Origin of the sequence: Paenibacillus sp. CF095 (assembly GCF_900101225.1) — a bacterium.
In the GTDB taxonomy this organism is placed as follows: Bacteria; Bacillota; Bacilli; order Paenibacillales; family Paenibacillaceae; genus Paenibacillus.
The window spans coordinates 3871781-3889340 of the sequence record NZ_FMZN01000001.1 but is presented as its reverse complement, the minus strand read 5'-3'; the positions used below and the strand labels follow the sequence as shown (position 1 = coordinate 3889340).

Below are 17560 nucleotides of genomic sequence, written 5' to 3'. Positions count from 1 at the left end.
GCAGATTTCTGAAGATAAGTTCACTTTTTGTGAATTTATCTTCTTTTTGCTAAGTATTTTGCGCAAATTTGATCTTTTATGATATAATAGATATATAAATCATGTCTTGGCGAAGGAGGGGAGTCTGCGGGAAAACAGGCTCCCTTTTGCTCTCTTTTGAAAGTGCAAACCGGGATGAATAACATTTTGAATCCATTTTATATCGCTTTTAGATGCTTGCGCTGTATAGCCAGGGTACATATAGAACGCAGTTTGCTGTTCTTCATATGTAGATTCACCCTGAGTATTTAAATGATTTATAAAATGGATTCACACACTGATTTAACGGGGGGGATACCATGTCCAATGTAACGGTGAAAGAACTAACAGCCAAGCAAGCTGACCGCGGGGTCAAAAGCTCGGTGTTTACATTAAAGCTGCTGCAACGTATTGTGATGATTCTGATCGGTGCTGCACTAATGGCTGTATCGCTTGAAGTGTTTCTCGTACCGAATGGTGTTATTGATGGTGGGATTACGGGGATTTCAATTATGGTGTCAGAACTTACAAATTTGCCACTCGGAGTATTCCTGACCTTGCTCAACTTGCCTTTCCTGATTCTTGGTTACAAGCAGATTGGTAAAACATTTGCGTTATCCACGCTGCTGGGGATTGTGGTCATGTCCATCGGGACATCATTATTGCACCACGTTCCTGCATTAACACCAGGGGAGCCTTTGCTCGGAGCTGTATTTGGCGGATTGATCCTGGGTGTGGGAGTTGGACTTGTCATTCGGTCTGGCGGTTCACTGGATGGTACGGAGATTGTGGCCATTTTGCTTAGTGAGAAGTCACCTTTGTCTGTAGGACAGATCGTGTTGTTCATTAACGTGTTTATTTTCGCAGGTGCAGGATTTGTATTCGGCTGGCCGAATGCCCTGTATTCCATGATTGCATATTATATTGCGATGAAGATGATTGATATTGTGAATGAAGGACTTGACCAGTCCAAATCGGTATGGATCATTAGTGAGAAATATCGTGATATCGGTTCAGCCCTGACAGACCGTCTTGGTCGTGGTGTAACTTTCCTGGATGGAGAGGGCGGATTCAGCGGGGACGAGAAAAAGATCATTTTTGTGGTGATCACCCGTTTGGAAGAAGCGAAGCTGAAGACCATCGTTGAAGATTGGGACCCGCATGCCTTTGTGGCTATCGGTAACATTCATGACGTGAAGGGCGGACGTTTCAAGAAAAAAGGTATCCATTAGCGATTGATATACGCATGAATGATAATAGCCGACACCCTTATGATGAGGGAGTCGGCTATTTTTTCTTCAAATGTTTGAGAATGTGTTCAACGGGTTGGGGTTCAACAGCTGCGATTAAATCACCGGTTTGGTTCAAGCGTTCAATAATGTTCATCAGATGGTAATCCTGGATGGAGACGTTACTTCTAACCTCATCCCAGGTAAGGGGTGTAGAGACAGTGGCGCCAGATTTGGCACGTGGTGTATAGGGAGCGGCAAGGGTCTTGCCTCCATAATGCTGGAGATAGTCAAAATAAATGCGGTCTCCACGGTCCTTTTTGAGTCGTTCCAGTGTGAACAGATCCGGGTGCTTTTGAGTGACATATTTGCCTACAAAATAACCAACCTCTCTCAATTCATCAAAGGTTACCCCTTGCACAATGGGAACGATGATCTGAACTCCTGTTGCGCCCGAAGTTTTGGGAATGGACCTCAGACCAAGGGAAGTCAGGGTTTCGCCAACGATGAGTGCAGCTTGCATGATCCGCGGCTCATGTTCCTGAGAGGGGTCCAGATCAATCATCCATTCACTGGGCAGATGGCTTCCCACAGTATGCAGAGAAGGATGAAATTCAAGTGCAGCCAGATTGCCAAGCCATAACAATTCGGGAAGTCCATTCATGACCACATAGCGGATGCCGTCGTGAACTTCAGTGTGTACATAATCTGGTACAGGCTCAGGAGCATTCTTTTGATAGAAAAATGTTCCTCCGGCGCCGTGGGGATATCTTATCGTGGTGAGAAGTCGATTGCTCGTATACGTGAGCAGATAAGGAGCCAGAGCGGCCAGCTTTTGCAGATAGATGGCTTTGGTAACACCTGCTTCCGGCCATAAGAGCTTATCCGGGTTTGTGACCGTCAGCTCAGTGCCTTCTATTATGATGGTTCCCTGGATCTTGGGGGCCATATGGAACACCTCCTATATGCTTAATGAATTATTGAAACATGGGCCGAAACACGAGTGCAGCGAACTCTTCATCATTGAAGAAGCTGGTTCGCCAGACAATCCTCACGGGTTACATCCGCGAAGGTCTGAATACTGGGATGGCGTAGAGTGTTATGATGAGTCAGCTCCATATATTGCACTTTGACTCCTATTCGCGGTTCCACCCAGGTGGTCTCTGCACTGCGCTCGGGTACATTATGGAACGGTCTGTCCTGCCTGATCAGAGGCTCGACTTGATGTGTGAGTTCCCGCCACGTATTGGAGTTCAATTTGCCAGTCCCAACATGACCAATATAGACAAAGTTTGGCCCATCATATACACCAACCGCGACGGCATTCACAATACCGCTCCGGTACGTGACTCCCCCGATCATGGCATATACATCATGCATGATTTTGACCTTCTGCCAGCGTTGATCCTTGCCCTGTATGCCATAACTGCTGGTGAGATCCTTGCAGACAATGCCTTCCATCTGATGTTGTCTCATGACCGTAAGCAGGGAAGAGGCATCAAGTGTATTGGTGACCTCCTGAACATGGGGAGCGGTGTTAAGGACCTCGTGCAACAGGCGCTGTCGATCTGCCAAAGGCTGATCCGTCACCCATTTCCCCTCATAAAACAGGATATCAAATACCATATATGTGACTGGAATCTGATGTATGGCTTGGGCGATACCTTCGGGTCTGCTCATCCGATCCCGCCGCAGAACGTGATAAAACGAAGGTTTTCCGGTGTCTGGGTCCAGCGCAATAACTTCTCCATCCAAGATATAAGAGGTTCCTGAACATAAATTGCGTGGTGTTACCAGCTCGGGATACTGTGCGGTTCGATCATGTAATCTGCGATTCACCAGGCGCAGCTCATGCCCGTCCTCATAGGCAAGCATGCGGACTCCATCCCACTTGACCTGGGCAATCCATTGCGGACCTGTGGGCAAAGTATCTCTGGAGATAGGTTCGAACGGAATCAACGGTTTGAACATGGGGAACTCCTCTCTCGTACACCAATTAGCGCAGGTTAATTCGGAATTTTACTATATCTTTTGAAGCGGGACTTCATATGATGCACCAGAATTAGAAGTAACGGAAGTGCTATGCCACAGGTCAGATCCCAATCAATCCAATAGGGAATAACAACCTTGAGATAAAAGTTCTCGTTCGGAGAGATTAGAATAGACATGGCGAGAATAAGCATGGCACCCGGCAGGATCAGAGAACGGTGACTGGACAAGCGAAACAGGTGAGCGACGCCCAGGACAAAACCATAGAAGAACAGAGCGGCTTTGAAGAAAACAGCGATAATCCAGACCGATGCTATGAAGGCTTCGATGCGTTGCATAAAGTTTCCGATATTGATTTTCTGTGAAAGGATGAATGAAGCGAACCAGTGATGCTGGGTCATCCATGGTCCCATAACGAGCAGACACATACTGAGCGTCAGTGTGAGTAACAAACCGCCGATCATCCCTGCTAACAGGATGTCCTTCTCCAGATGGGGTTCTTTTTTTGTGTAGGGAAAAAGCATCATGAAGATGCATAGTTCACAGTAGGGATATGTGAGTACAGCAACAAAACCTTTGAATGGATCAAGAAATCCTTGTGCAAGCACAGGTTGGATGTTGGCCAAATGTACATGGGGGATTAGACATACCGTCAGAATAAGCAGAAACAACACGATCAGAGGAAGAAAGACCTCAGCAGTTTTACCAATGCTCTCCAGACCCGACAGAAGCCCCCAGACAAGCGCACACATAAAAACTAAATGCAGAATCAGTAATGGAGATTCCGGCAAGATTTGGGTAGACATAAAATCGCCAATCTCCCTAATGAACGTTGAGGTACTGATCAGGAAATAAAAGAGATAAAAAGAGCCAAACAAGGTTCCGATCCAGGGTCCCAGTGTTCGAAGGGCATTTTGAATCAGATTCAACCGGGGATGCAGTTTGTAGGCAACAAGCATAATGAAGAGTATGCCAAGGCCCCCTGCGACTCCCAACAAGGCTGATAACCAGGCATCCTGATGAGCGTAGGATGTGATCATGGAAGGGAAGACCAGAATCTGCTCCCCAATTGTGCACAGGAACATGAGTGAAGCGAGCTGTCTAACAGTCAAACGTCCCTTTTCGATCATGAGGTATCTCCTTAACATATCTTGTCTCTGTATTGGTTAGAATGCACCAATTGTGCCAGTTTTATAAAAGCCAACTCAAAAAGCCCGTGCAGCCGATCTCTCTGAGATGTAGAGAAATCAGTTACCCGGGCTTAATAAAATGAGGTTAAGCAAACATATTGTAACGCCTAAACAAAATCAGTTCGCAGTTGTCAGACGGATACGAATATTTTGTGGGTCTACCGTAAACCAGGTACCTTCCACTTGTGTAACGACTGTACCGGATTGACGCAATTGTTCAAGTGCCTGATCCAATTGTTCCTTTGTGGCGTACACAATGGTGAAGTAGTCAATTCCTGTAGCGTTATCTGGATTGACAGGTGCATTCACTCCTGCCCAGATATTAAGTCCCAGATGATGATGATAGCCGCCTGCGGATACAAATAGTGCTGACATGTTCGCAAAGTTACCCACGATATCAAAACCGAGTATGCCGGCGTAATAGTTGCGGGCTTCTTCCAGGCTGCGGACGTGGAAATGTACATGACCAATAACGGTGCCAGCAGGCAGACCCTGCCAAGGTTCATTCTCCGATATGGCAAACAAGCTTTCCACATCAACAGGATCACTTGCCATTACGTAGTTATTGTCGCTATCCCGTTTCCAGGTATCACGTGCACGGTCAGCATAGATCTCAATCCCGTTCTGATCGGGATCGGAGATATAGAAGGCTTCGCTGACCAAGTGATCGCCTTGGCCGATATCGATACCGGATGCAGCCAGATTACGAAGAGCAAGACCCAGGGACTTGCGGTCGGGCAGCAGGATGGCGAAATGATACAAGCCAGCGTGTGAGCGTTCCGGCAGGGTAATTCCATCCGTGAGCTCTTCCAATCGCAGCAGGGACTGTTTTCCGTCTGCTGTCAACGTAGCCACTTTGTCACTACGCTCCAGTAATTTCAATCCAACCACTTCGGTATAGAACTTAATTGAACGATCTAGGTTCATAATTCGCAGACTCACTTCACCCAGATGGGTTGTGGCAGGGATTTGATACGTTGTATTCATGATTGTTTCCTCCTGATCATAGATAATATGGGTTCTCGTTTGATTGTGTATATGCGTTGAAAACGGATTATTTAATTGCATACTGTTAAAGCAGAATTACAGCGTGACTGTATATTTATAAATAAGTTACTTTTCATAAGTTAATATAAAATATAAATCAGCTTTCGTCAATCGTATTTTACGATTATAGCTGGAGTTTTACTGACAAGAACTGTTTCCATAGTTCTGTAAAACAAAAAAATCCGACTGTGAAGCCGGATCGGAGTAAACCTCATTACATGAGTTATATAACGGAATCGGTCTTGCCTTAGCGACATTCAAACTTTTGGTTTGGGTGTCGCCTTTTTTCTTTTGGCTGGTGTCGCAGGTGTATCGGATTCTCCTCCGGCAACCGCTTGAGCAGGCGTTCTTCGCGGTGCATGTTTCTTAGGCTTGGCCGTTGTTGTCCCAGGGTCAGCCGGAATAGGCTTCACGGCCTCGATACTAGCCTGTAAGGCAGCCATCAAATCCATTACATTGGCTTCAGGTTTGGCTGGAGCAATCTTGATTTCTTCGCCTGCCACTTTGTGCTGAATGAGATCCAGCAGTTTGCTGCGGTAGTCATCGGTGTATTTACCGGGTTCAAAAGGCGTGGACAATTGGTCAATCAGCAGCTTTGCCATCGTGAGTTCCTTCTCATTCACGTTCTGTACTTCCGGCAAGTTGGGCACCTGGGAGACAGGGCGAATCTCGTCCGGGTAGAAAATTGTCTCCATGGAGAGGCAATCTTCCAGCACACGTATGGCAGCCAGACTGCTCTTCGAGCGAATGGAGATTTTGGCGATGCCAATTTTGCCGGTATCCCGCATCGCGTTCATCAAGAGCTGGTAGGCATTTCCACCAGCCTGATCGGGCGATAGGTAATATGTTTTCTGAAAATAAATCGGGTCAATCTCAGTCAAGTCGACAAAATCCAGTATGGTAATGGTTTTGCCGGTGGAATCATTTAACGCTTCCAATTCATCTTTCTCGAAGAGTACAAACTTTCCTTTTTCATATTCATAGCCTTTGGTAATCTCTTCCCACTTGACGTCCACTTCACAGGAGGGACATTGACGAACATAAGCGAGCGGGCTGCCGCAGACTTTATGGATATAGCGCATGGAGATGTCTTTGTCTTCGGTAGCCGAGAACATTTTGACAGGGACATGCACAAGGCCAAAACTGATTGCACCTTTCCAGACGGTATGCATAGATCGGCTCCTTTCATTGAGGTACCTTTTAGAGGTTGTTCAAAAATTCCATCTTCTCGGTACTGAAAACTGGACTTTTTGAACACGGATTTATATTTAATAGTATGGGCATCTGGCGCAAGGGATAATCGTCTAATGGACGAACGAATTCGTATGGTTCGGCGAGACTCGGGGATGATAACAGAAACATGCTTGAATTCCGACAGGAAGATGGGCATGGGATAGGTAGTTATTCTCGCAGCACATATGCCGGGAGGTGCAATATTGAAGAACAGACGTGATGAGGAAGAAGCACACAAGCATGCATTTTCGCCATATCCTCTTGCGGAAGCCGAAAGCGCTGAAGAATTCTATACACCTGCTACAGCTGTAAACTGGGAAGCGGTCACTTCTGAAAAATTGCCCCTTGATCGGGAGTCGTTCATGCTCGACATTGACCGGATGGTGAATGAAGGGTTAGGCGGTGGACAGGTTACGGAAGATAACGGTTATATTGGTGAAAGTACAACAGACAGCATGGTTCGAGAATCACATGATGATCCGGAAGGGGAGTATGAATAAGATGATGGATGCAAAGCGCGCCAAAGCGATCTATGATTCCAAGGATACCATTGCCGTTACCTTGGAGGGAGATCCAGTCTGGATCGAAAACGTGGATGAAGCCAATGGCATGGCGACCGTTCAGGTTGGCAGCAGACCGGGAAATACCCAGACGGTACGTGTGGATCGCTTGGAGGAGTAGATACAAGTAGCATATAGTTATTGAGGGATTCGAGAATGAATAAAAGCTGAAATATATGCATAACACGGCCGGTACCGAGAGGTGCCGGTTTTTGGTTTTTCCCAGTAGGTGTTTGAAACTTCGAAGGAAGCGAGTTTTGAGACACGTCTAATAATGCATGTTATACTTCCGCTTGCCTCCTTGGATGTTGCGGGGGAAGAAAGGGACCGATATAATAAGGTTCAAAGTGAACTCAGGCGGCTGGACCGCCAAAGGTGGGGCGAATATTGAATCAGACGCACGAGCAGTGGGTGTATCAATCCCATGGCATTGCAGATACAGAAGCACTCGCTTCCGCACTCGCCAGACAGGCAAACGCCGGCATGGTGATTGCTTTGGATGGTGATCTGGGCGCGGGAAAAACGGCATTTTCACAGAAATTTGCCTGGCATTTGGGTGTACGTGATGTGGTAAGCAGTCCCACATTCACGCTAATCAAGGAGTACGAAGGGCGTCTGCCTTTATATCACATGGATGTATATCGCATATCGCTGGAAGAAGCGGATGAGCTTGGACTTGATGAATATTTCTATGGAGCCGGAGTCAGTCTGGTGGAGTGGTCGAGTATCATTCCCGAATTGCTGCCGCAAGAGCATTTGCATGTGCAGATTGAAACAACGAGCCTGGAGGATCGAACGATTACACTGGATGGGTACGGCGAGACTTATGCAGCCATGTGCCGACAGTTCAGACAGAATGGGGTCAAATGATGATGGAAGATTTACAAAAAGAGCCGCGTCAGCGGTTTTTGGCGTTGGATACATCCACCGCAGTGATGGCAGCTGCGATGATGGAAGATCATGCGCTTCTGCAAGAACGCAATGAACGGGCTGAGCGCAACCATTCGGTACACGTTGTACCGGTGATGGAGCAGCTGCTGGCCGCCAGCAACACACAGCCTGGCCAACTGGACGGCATTGCCGTTGGCGTTGGCCCAGGCTCGTACACGGGCATCCGCATTGCGGTGACCGCGGCGAAGACACTGGCCTGGGCGTGGGACATCCCCGTAGCCGGGGTGTCCAGCCTTCAGGCCATCGCCTGGGGCGGCTGGCACAGCGGCCTCGCCGCCAAGGCGGAAGCTGCGGCAGAGGATGCCGCAGCAGGGGCTGGCGGAACGCCATCCGCGGACCAGGGCAGCACAAGTGCTGCCCCTGTCCACTGGATCGTTCCGCTTGTGGATGCACGGCGCGGTCAAGCGTGCACCGCGCTGTTTGCCTCCGCCGGGAGCGATGCGCCCCGGCGTCTGGCGCCTGATGCCATCCGCAAGATGGACGGATGGCTGGAAGCCCTCGCCGCCCGCATGGCGGAGGCGGCGCCGGAAGAGCGGCCCGCAGCCGTCTGGATCGTCGGCGAGACGGGCCCTCATGCTGCGGCAGCGGCGGAGCTTCGCTGCCCCGCAGGAACGGCGCTCCAGCTCGTACCTTATGAGCTGGAAGGCCGCTGGGTTGGGCGCCTTGGCGCCGCCGCGCTGCTTGCAGGTCAGCGTGATGACGTGCATGCGCTGGTGCCAAACTACACCCAGCTGTCTGAAGCGGAAGCCAATCTTCTGCGCAAAGGCTGAAAGAGGTTGTTCAAAAAGTCCGCTTTTGATTACGAAGGATGCCTGGTGGCATCATCAGCATCGATTATGGAATTCAGCCGAAATGTCCGTTGCTCACGTAGTTTTCCCTACGCTCCGCTACTCCATTTCTAGCTTCATCCCATCTTCTCGGTACTGAAAACCGGTCTTTTTGAACACGCACTAAAGGGGGGAAAGCAGATGGACAACGTGGCGAATAATAAGCAGGAAGCAACGCTTCAGTTCAGGTTCATGACACTCGCGGATATTCCCGATGTGATGGAGATTGAACATGAGGCCTTTACCCTGCCCTGGACGGAAGAAGCATTTCAAAATGAATTGACACACAATCATTTTGCTAAATATATGGTGATGGAATTAGAAGGAAAAGCCATTGGCTATGCAGGTATGTGGACAATCATGGATGAAGCCCATATTACCAATATTGCAGTCAGAGGCGCGTATCGTGGACGCAAGCTTGGCGAAAAGTTACTGGATGAATTAATGAGCACAGCGGCTTATCTCGGGATGGAACGAATGACGCTGGAGGTCAGAGTCTCGAACAGCATTGCACAGCGTTTATATCAGAAAAAAGGGTTTGAATCGGCGGGTCTTCGTAAAGGGTATTACTCCGATAATGGGGAAGATGCGATGATTATGTGGGCGAACTTGCCGTCTGCAGGCCGGAGCGGCGAAGAGGAAGGAAGCGTACTGGATTCATGAACGAACTCAATGAAAAAATAAATTCTGCACCATCCTACATTTTGGCGGTGGAGACAAGCTGTGATGAAACATCGGTAGCAGTAGTCAAAGATGGACGGGAAGTGCTGTCCAATCTGATCTCAAGTCAGATCGAGACGCATAAGGCATTTGGTGGTGTTGTACCTGAAGTGGCTTCACGCAAACACGTTGAAGTCATTACGTTGATGCTGGAACAGGCGATCGAACAGTCCGGCATTCGTCCACGTGATCTAAGTGCAATTGCCGTGACGCAAGGTCCGGGGCTGGTCGGTGCACTGCTGGTGGGTATTGTTGCGGCCAAAACGCTGGCCATGGCACTGGGCAAACCGCTCATCGGCACACATCATATTGCCGGGCATATCTATGCCAACCGACTTACTCATGAACTGCAATATCCAGCGATGGCACTGGTCGTATCTGGTGGACATACAGAACTTGTGCATATGGAATCCGAGGGTAAGTTCAAACTGATTGGTCGTACACGTGATGATGCTGTAGGCGAAGCGTATGACAAAGTAGCACGTGCATTGGGTTGTCCTTATCCGGGTGGCCCGCATGTGGACCGGATGGCATCTGAAGCGGAGGACGTAGTGCCATTACCACGGGTATGGCTGGAAGCAGGTTCGTACGATTTCAGTCTCAGTGGTCTGAAGTCTGCTGTACTGAATGCGCTCAACCAGGCCAAAATGCGCGGAGAAACCTTGGAGCCGTCTGCTGTTGCACGTGGTTTCCAGGAAGCTGTTGTTGAAGTGTTGGTGGAGAAAGCCGTTAGAGCAGTTCGTGAGTATGGTTCACGTCAACTGTTATTATGTGGTGGTGTTGCAGCTAACCGGGGGTTGCGCTCGGCATTACAGGAGCGATGCACGAAGGAAGGGCTTGAACTGTTAATCCCGCCAATGGAATATTGTACGGATAACGCGGCCATGATTGGAGCGGCTGCGTATCTGAAATGGCAGCGGGGAGAAATTGCTGAATTTGATGCGAAGGCAGATCCAGGACTTTCCCTGGAGGAATGGTCCGTTCAATCCGTATAGTCAGGCAGTTTGAGATTAAGAGTTGACAGCAGGGATGTAAAGAATGTATATTTAGTTACAAATTTAAACAGGAATTCAGATTCCTGAACTGATAAACGCGATGAACAGGAATAGTAAGGTCATTCCCGGTCTTAGAGAGCTGCGGTATGGTGCAACGCAGTCGAAGGAAACCTGAAACTCACCTGGAAGCGGAACGATGGAACACGGTGACTCCCCGGGAGAATCCGAAGGCCGATCATGGCCCAAAGTACATGGTTACGGGTTGCCTCCGTGAATGGGCCGTTGTCGGTAGGACCGTTATTACAAGGATCAACTGACGATAACTGAGGGGGCTTTCAGGCTGCTTCAAGGGATCCGGATATGCGAAAGCATTCAGGGGTTGTCTTGAATGAACAGGAAGTAAGTCAACAAGAGTGGTACCGCGAAGGTGAACAGCCTGTCGTCTCTTGCATTATTGCATGAGGTGGCAGGCTTTTTTTGATTTTCAAAATAAGGATAAATGAAGATAGGTCATATTATAAATGTGATGAACGGGAGCAGTAGAACGATAAAGCGCTCAGAGAGCTGCGGGGTGGTGCGACGCAGTGGCTGGAATCATTCGAATCTCGCCCGGGAACGGAGCTGTGGAAGCGTGGGGACGATATCAATCGCCCAGTTGTCCTGATGGACAATAACATGTGTTACATAGCAACGGTTAACCCCCGTTATAGGGTGTTTCTCCGAATTCCAGTGGTGTCGTGTGCACATGCACAATCCATTGGATCTCGGAGACGACGAGGTGGATGGAGTCTGGCGCAAGCCTGGCCCATCAAGCGAGAGTGGTACCGCGGAGGGGATAATAACCCGCCGTCTCTTATATGAGATGGCGGGTTATTTGTGTTTGCTGCCGGCAGCAGGGTGGGCATGGGAAGAACCATATGGAGATTGAAAAGTCAGAAGGTCAGGGTGTAAGTCGACGTACACTCTGTTATGAGGGTAAGCAGGATATGTAACGAGTAATGAACATCGAACATCAAGTATAGGCACTAAAAATTCAACAGGCTTTAATGATTACCAAGGACTAAGCTACAAACAACATACGCGTTTACAAACAAAATATATAACAACAGTGACGGCGATTAGCGGGTGTTCTGTGGCTCATGGATCGTAACGAAAATATTTATAAAAATTTGATGGAGGTTGATGGATATGACAACAACTAATAACAAACGCATGATTGAGATTTTTGATACAACACTGCGCGATGGAGAACAGGCACCAGGAGCAAGTCTGCAACCCGAGCAAAAGATTGAACTGGCACACCAACTGGCTTCTCTGGGTATCGACGTCATTGAGCCTGGATTCCCGATCTCCAGTCCAGGTGAGTTCGCGGCGGTTCAGGCGATTTCGAGACAGTTGCAGAACGTGGAGATCTGTGGATTCGCGCGTGCGGTCAAAGGTGATATCGATGCTGCAGTTCAAGCAACAGCGGATGCAGCACGGCGCCGAATTCACCTGTTTATCTCTTCCTCGGATATTCATATTGAGCATCAACTACGCCGTCCGCGCAGTGAAGTGGTAGCTACCGCTCGTGAGATGGTATCTTATGCACGTCAGTTCACGGACATCGTAGAGTTCACAGCCATGGACGCTGCCCGTACCAAAATGGACGATTTGATTGAAATGGTTGAAGTCGCCATTGAAGCTGGAGCGAGCATTATTAATCTGCCGGATACGGTCGGTTATGCTCTGCCACATGAGTATGGTGAGATGTTCCGCCGGGTGCGTGAGGGTGCAAGAGGCGGCGATCAGGTTCGCTATAGTGCTCATTGTCATAATGATCTGGGCTTGGCCGTAGCCAATAGTTTGGCTGCGATTGCCAATGGAGCTACCCAGATTGAAGTGACCATTAATGGTATCGGAGAACGGACGGGGAACTGTGCACTGGAAGAGCTGATTATGGCGCTGGAGACTCGGGGAGACGCGATTGGTGCAACGACGAACATTAAGCTGAATCAGCTATATGAAACTTCACGTCAGATTAGCCGGGCGATGCACTTCCCGATTGCATACAATAAACCGGTGGTGGGACGTAATGCGTTCCAGCATGAATCAGGCATCCATCAGGATGGTCTGCTGAAGAATCGGAATACCTATGAGATTATGGACCCGGAAGCGCTGGGTATTCCGCGCAGCATGATTATTTTGGGCAAACACTCCGGTCGTCACGCCCTGAAGGATCGGGTTCGCAAATACGGTTTTGAACCGGATGAGCAACAGATGGAGCAATTGTATGAGGTGTTCAAAGAAACCGCAGACCAGCAAAAAGTGGTCAGTGATGACCAGTTATTACAGATGGTTAGCCAGACCATGAATATTCCTGCACAGGACTATGAACTGGTTGAATTGCAGGTGACGGCGGGCAGCATGACGGATCGAATGGCCGCCGTTCGCATTCGCACAAGCGCTGGAGAACAATCTTACTCCGCTGTTGGCGGTGGACCCGTGGATGCGACCATTCGTGCGATTGGTCAGAGCATTTCCGATGATATTGCATTTGTTGATATGGAGATGCATGCCTTGAGTGGGGGAGAAGGTGCAAGTGCAGAAGCTGTAGTTACCGTGGAGCGTGCAGGGCGTGAGTTCCGGGGAACGGCAACACATAATGATATCGTCATGGCTGCCGGTCTTGCGTATGTAGCGGCTTGTAATGCTGCTGGGCTGAAGGCCGAGTCTTCCGAACATCATGAACAAGAAGCGCATGCGTAAAACATCTTTGCCAGATCGCATCTACAGCGGCAATAGTAGCAAGTGCGATTTGATGTAAATATGCATGGCATATAGTAAATAAATGACGGGCAGGCCTTGAACGACAAAGGTCTGCTTTTGTCTTATTATGGAGGAACATTGAGGAGCGGGAGAATGCATTTGTCAAGGTGTGACTATAGTTATCCACATATCCAGTGTAATTTGTGGGTAACTACCGCAAAGTCAAACCAGTATAGTTTTCGAAACGAAAAGGGTTTAGGGGATAGAATGACTCCTTACTATCCACAAAGTTGTGGATAAAGTGGATAACTTAGTGGATAAATATGGTTTTTGTGTGTAAAAGGCTATTCTACCGCTGTATAATTAAGCTTATTAATGTGCTTGCTATCTTGCTTTCTTGTGGATAAGTGTGAGGGGAAGGGGGATAAAAATATTTCTCTTCATTCGAGTAAATTTGACAAAAGCCAAAACAGCTCTCCCAACCTCCGTTTGTTAGAGTTCAATCTCATGGAACATAAAAAACATAAGGTGCATACCTTCAATACTCATCCTTAACAAACAAAAAGCTGATCCCAATAAGGAATCAGCCGATGGTACAACTATACTTGTTCGGACGCGATCAAACCATGTTATGAGTCTGTACTATTGGTACTATTCCATAGCTAGTTCTTCCCAGTCCTCGTATGCCTTGATGAGTTCTGCTTTGTGTTCCTCCGTTTGTTGCTGGAGTTCTTGCAGCTTCATATAATCCTGATAGATTTCAGGCAGAGCCATCTGTGCCTCAAGATCTGTAATCTTCGTTTCCAACTCCGCAATCTGTTGTTCCAGAGCTTCCTGCTTGCGTTGCCGGTTACGTTCTTCACGTTTCGCCTGTTTTTCCGCTTCGAATGAAGCCGCTCCGGATTTTTCGGTTGTGGCTGTGTTCAGATCGGATTTGGACGAGTTCTTGGCTGAAGCCTGACGTGCCTCAGCTGCTTCACGTGCGATGTCCTCAAGCTCCTGTTTCTTCTCCACATAATCATCATAATTACCGAGATAGTGTTCCGTGCCGCCTGGATGAAGCTCGACAATGCGCTCAGCCATTTTGTTGAGGAAGTACCGGTCATGGGAGATGAACAGCAGAGTGCCTTCATAATCCATTAACGCCGCTTCCAGCACTTCTTTGGCAAACAGGTCGAGATGGTTCGTAGGCTCATCCAGAATGAGCATATTCGCTTCCTTCAGCATCAGCTTGGAGAGAGAGACACGTGCTTTCTCACCGCCGCTGAGGGAGGAGATCTTCTTGAGCACATCGTCACCGCTGAACAAAAAGTTCCCCAGTACGGTCCGAATGCGTGCTTCTTCCATCCCGGGATAGGCACTCCACAGTTCTTCCAGAACCGTATTGGACGGATTGAGCCCAGTCTGCTCCTGATCATAATAGCCAATCTGCACTTTTGTTCCCCATTGGATATCCCCGGTTACCGGACGCAAACTTCCGGTGAGGCACTTCAGCATGGTGGATTTACCAATACCGTTTGGACCAATCAGAGCAACCGTTTCCCCGCGCCGCAGATCGAAGGATACATTGCGGAACAATGGAGAAGCCTCATCATAAGCGACAGACAGCTGATCCACTCGAAGCACTTCTTTGCCGGACATAACGGCGGTTTCGAAGGAAAAATGAGCTTTTTTCAGATCACCCATCGGTTTATCGAGGCGCTCCATTTTGTCGAGGGCCTTGCGGCGGCTTTGAGCCCGCTTGGTCGTCGAGGCACGCACGATATTTTTCTGGACAAAATCTTCCATCTTGGAGATTTCACCCTGTTGTTTCTCATATTGCTTCATCTGAGTTTCATATTCGGCAGCTTTGAGTTCCATATAACGGCTGTAATTGCCCGTGTATTTTTTGGAGCGGTGACGTTCGATCTCCACGATGGTTGTTACGAGTCGATCAAGGAAGTACCGGTCATGGGATACCACGAGTAGTGCGCCTGAATAACCTCTCAGATAATCTTCCAACCAAGTAAGGGTGGCGATATCGAGATAGTTGGTAGGCTCGTCGAGCATGAGCAGATCGGGTGCCTGAAGCAAAATACGAGCTAGCGCAAGGCGTGTCTTCTGCCCGCCGCTTAGAGTAGCAATAGGGGTGTCTGGCGAAAATTCGCCGAATCCCATCCCGTGCAGTACGCTGCGAATGCGGGTTTCCATCTCATAACCGCCATGGTCCTTGAACCAATCGGAGCGTTTCGCATAACGTTCCAGCAGGTCCGCGTACTTTTTCTCATCTTCCATCTGGGCAGGGTCGGCAATATCGCGTTCCATCTGACGCAAATCTGCTTCAGCCTGTGTCAGGTGAGCGAAGACGTTCATCATTTCTTCCCAGATGGTACGGTCGGACTGCAGCCCGCTGTTCTGAGCCAGGTAACCGAGCGTTGTTTCTTTGGATTTGAAAATCTGTCCCCCGTCATAGGACATTTCACCCGCCACAATTTTGAGCAAAGTGGATTTTCCTGCACCGTTTACACCAACGAGGCCGATGCGCTCGCGTTCCAATATTTGTAAGTTCACGCCGTCCAGGATTGGATCGACACCAAAACGTTTGATAATTCCGGATACTTGCAGCAGCATAAAATTAAGTTCCTCCATAGGTCCAGTTCTTGATATGACAACTATATCCCAGTTTACATGAAATACAGAGCAATTGCACCGATTGGGAACGCATGGGGCATGTAGTCTTTTTGATCAATCAATGATAAACTGAAAGAAGACATGTTATTACATGAGGATTTTGCAGAAAATGAATCATTTTAACCATTTCAACAAGATGACAACTGGTCATAACATATAAATTGTTTTTAATGAGAGCTTTTTTCTACCTTCCCTATCAACAGGAGGTTATTCAAGGATATGCAGGATCATGCGGAACTGAAAAGTCAGCTTCGATCCAGACTGAGACAGAGCCGTGATCTGATGGATGCAGGCATGCGTCAGCAGGCAATGACTAAGATTAACGCTGGAGTGAAGCGGGAGCTGGAACGCCTTAGACAGGCCAAGAGTAAGGTCGTGAACAGACCACTCGTCATATTCAGTTATTTGTCCTATGGAAGCGAAGCGTCCACAGCTTTTCTGTTTCAAGAGGGCTGGAAACATGGAGATGTGATGCTTGCACCAAAAGTATTGGCGAATCCACCCCGAATGGAGCTACGGCGAGTGACCGGAGAACAGGATCTGGAGCCAGGCATATGGGGGATACCCGAACCTAAGGATTCCTGTGAAGTCCTGACAACTGATGATTGGCCGGATATCGATCTCGTATTGGTACCGGGGCTTGGTTATGATCACCATGGAGGGCGTATTGGTTATGGTGGCGGTTATTATGATCGTTTTGCCGAGACGCTTGCAGCAACATGTGTGATGACGGGCAAGAAACCGTTGATGGCTGCGATGGTATTGCCGGGTCAGCTACAAGAGGAGATCCCAATGGACCTGCTCGATCTGCGGATTGATCTGTTGATAACAACCGAAGGTATATTACATATCGAATAAAGGGTTGTGATGTGATTGAGTTCAGAAGTGAACAACGGCCAGGCTTCGGGTGGCAAACTGACCCATTTTAATGAACAAGGGCGGGCCCGGATGGTTGATATTTCGGGTAAGGAAATTACCGTACGTACGGCTGTGGCCGTAACCAAGGTGACGATGAATCCAGATACACTGGAAGCGATTCGGGAGGGCCGAATCGGTAAAGGTGATGTTCTGGCTGTGGCTCAGATTGCCGGGATTCAAGGCGCGAAGAAAACGTCGGACTGGATTCCGATGTGCCATCCGCTGGCACTGACGGGTGTGGATATTCGTTTTCATGATAACGGAGTGGATGAATTACACATTGAAGTTACTGTCAAAACTGAAGGCAAAACGGGTGTTGAGATGGAGGCGCTCACGGCTGCCTCAGCTGCAGCACTGACGGTCTATGACATGTGCAAGGCCATGCAAAAAGATATGATTATCGGTCCAACCATGCTGAATTCCAAGAGTGGTGGCAAAAACGGCGATTACAGCCGATAGGCAATA

The 17560-nt window shown here is 48.5% G+C and carries 16 protein-coding genes and 2 other annotated features; of the genes, 10 read left to right on the top strand and 6 right to left on the bottom strand.

Annotated features, from left to right (window positions below):
* Positions 1-338: 338 nt before the first annotated feature.
* Complete coding sequence (locus BLS69_RS17260; protein WP_091033792.1) at positions 339-1250, top strand: YitT family protein; 912 nt, start codon at positions 339-341, stop codon at positions 1248-1250.
* A gap of 55 nt (positions 1251-1305) precedes the next feature.
* Here the strand turns inward: BLS69_RS17260 and ligD are convergent, their stop codons facing one another.
* The 5 genes from ligD to BLS69_RS17235 form a co-directional block, all read right to left on the bottom strand.
* Positions 1306-2196 (bottom strand): non-homologous end-joining DNA ligase, encoded by an 891-nt coding sequence (gene ligD / locus BLS69_RS17255; protein ID WP_091033789.1) that lies wholly within the window; start codon positions 2194-2196, stop codon positions 1306-1308.
* 71 nt (positions 2197-2267) lie between these two features.
* Positions 2268-3218 (bottom strand): ATP-dependent DNA ligase, encoded by a 951-nt coding sequence (locus BLS69_RS17250; protein WP_091033787.1) that lies wholly within the window; start codon positions 3216-3218, stop codon positions 2268-2270.
* 35 nt (positions 3219-3253) lie between these two features.
* The gene (locus tag BLS69_RS17245; RefSeq protein ID WP_176872752.1) at positions 3254-4366 is read right to left on the bottom strand and encodes a GerAB/ArcD/ProY family transporter; all 1113 of its coding nucleotides are present in this window, start codon (positions 4364-4366) and stop codon (positions 3254-3256) included.
* Positions 4367-4543: 177 nt separating this feature from the next.
* The gene (locus BLS69_RS17240) at positions 4544-5413 is read right to left on the bottom strand and encodes a VOC family protein (protein WP_076327296.1); all 870 of its coding nucleotides are present in this window, start codon (positions 5411-5413) and stop codon (positions 4544-4546) included.
* 317 nt (positions 5414-5730) lie between these two features.
* Positions 5731-6645 (bottom strand): non-homologous end joining protein Ku, encoded by a 915-nt coding sequence (locus tag BLS69_RS17235; RefSeq protein WP_091033781.1) that lies wholly within the window; start codon positions 6643-6645, stop codon positions 5731-5733.
* A 264-nt stretch (positions 6646-6909) separates the two neighbouring features.
* Between BLS69_RS17235 and BLS69_RS17230 the strand changes: the two genes are divergently transcribed.
* The 7 genes from BLS69_RS17230 (at position 6910) to BLS69_RS17195 (ending at position 13507) form a co-directional block, all read left to right on the top strand.
* The gene (locus BLS69_RS17230) at positions 6910-7206 is read left to right on the top strand and encodes a hypothetical protein (RefSeq protein ID WP_091033779.1); all 297 of its coding nucleotides are present in this window, start codon (positions 6910-6912) and stop codon (positions 7204-7206) included.
* A gap of 4 nt (positions 7207-7210) precedes the next feature.
* Entirely contained in the window at positions 7211-7387 is a 177-nt protein-coding gene (locus BLS69_RS17225; RefSeq protein WP_026081228.1) for an H-type small acid-soluble spore protein, read from the top strand.
* A gap of 266 nt (positions 7388-7653) precedes the next feature.
* Positions 7654-8136 carry a tRNA (adenosine(37)-N6)-threonylcarbamoyltransferase complex ATPase subunit type 1 TsaE gene (gene tsaE / locus BLS69_RS17220; RefSeq protein WP_091033777.1) on the top strand — a complete coding sequence of 161 codons (483 nt, stop codon included), beginning with the start codon at positions 7654-7656 and terminating at the stop codon, positions 8134-8136.
* 2 nt (positions 8137-8138) lie between these two features.
* Positions 8139-8987: a tRNA (adenosine(37)-N6)-threonylcarbamoyltransferase complex dimerization subunit type 1 TsaB gene (tsaB, locus tag BLS69_RS17215; protein WP_091035102.1), complete on the top strand. Its 849-nt coding sequence runs from the start codon at positions 8139-8141 to the stop codon at positions 8985-8987.
* A 198-nt stretch (positions 8988-9185) separates the two neighbouring features.
* Positions 9186-9707 carry a ribosomal protein S18-alanine N-acetyltransferase gene (rimI, locus tag BLS69_RS17210; RefSeq protein ID WP_036668955.1) on the top strand — a complete coding sequence of 174 codons (522 nt, stop codon included), beginning with the start codon at positions 9186-9188 and terminating at the stop codon, positions 9705-9707.
* Positions 9704-10759 carry a tRNA (adenosine(37)-N6)-threonylcarbamoyltransferase complex transferase subunit TsaD gene (gene tsaD, locus BLS69_RS17205; protein WP_091033774.1) on the top strand — a complete coding sequence of 352 codons (1056 nt, stop codon included), beginning with the start codon at positions 9704-9706 and terminating at the stop codon, positions 10757-10759. Before rimI ends, tsaD begins: the two co-directional genes overlap by 4 nt.
* A gap of 91 nt (positions 10760-10850) precedes the next feature.
* Positions 10851-11209, top strand: a binding site (T-box leader).
* A 67-nt stretch (positions 11210-11276) separates the two neighbouring features.
* Positions 11277-11616: a binding site (T-box leader), on the top strand.
* 331 nt (positions 11617-11947) lie between these two features.
* A complete protein-coding gene (locus BLS69_RS17195) occupies positions 11948-13507 on the top strand; it encodes a 2-isopropylmalate synthase (RefSeq protein ID WP_091033768.1) in 1560 nt (519 codons plus the stop codon).
* Positions 13508-14158: 651 nt separating this feature from the next.
* On the opposite strand, the gene BLS69_RS17190 is transcribed toward BLS69_RS17195, so the two are convergent.
* Positions 14159-16117 carry an ABC-F family ATP-binding cassette domain-containing protein gene (locus BLS69_RS17190; protein ID WP_091033765.1) on the bottom strand — a complete coding sequence of 653 codons (1959 nt, stop codon included), beginning with the start codon at positions 16115-16117 and terminating at the stop codon, positions 14159-14161.
* A gap of 279 nt (positions 16118-16396) precedes the next feature.
* Here BLS69_RS17190 and BLS69_RS17185 point away from each other — a divergent pair, with 279 nt between their 5' ends.
* Positions 16397-17035: a 5-formyltetrahydrofolate cyclo-ligase gene (locus tag BLS69_RS17185; protein ID WP_091033763.1), complete on the top strand. Its 639-nt coding sequence runs from the start codon at positions 16397-16399 to the stop codon at positions 17033-17035.
* A 15-nt stretch (positions 17036-17050) separates the two neighbouring features.
* Positions 17051-17554: a cyclic pyranopterin monophosphate synthase MoaC gene (gene moaC / locus BLS69_RS17180; RefSeq protein WP_223869015.1), complete on the top strand. Its 504-nt coding sequence runs from the start codon at positions 17051-17053 to the stop codon at positions 17552-17554.
* Positions 17555-17560: the final 6 nt, after the last annotated feature.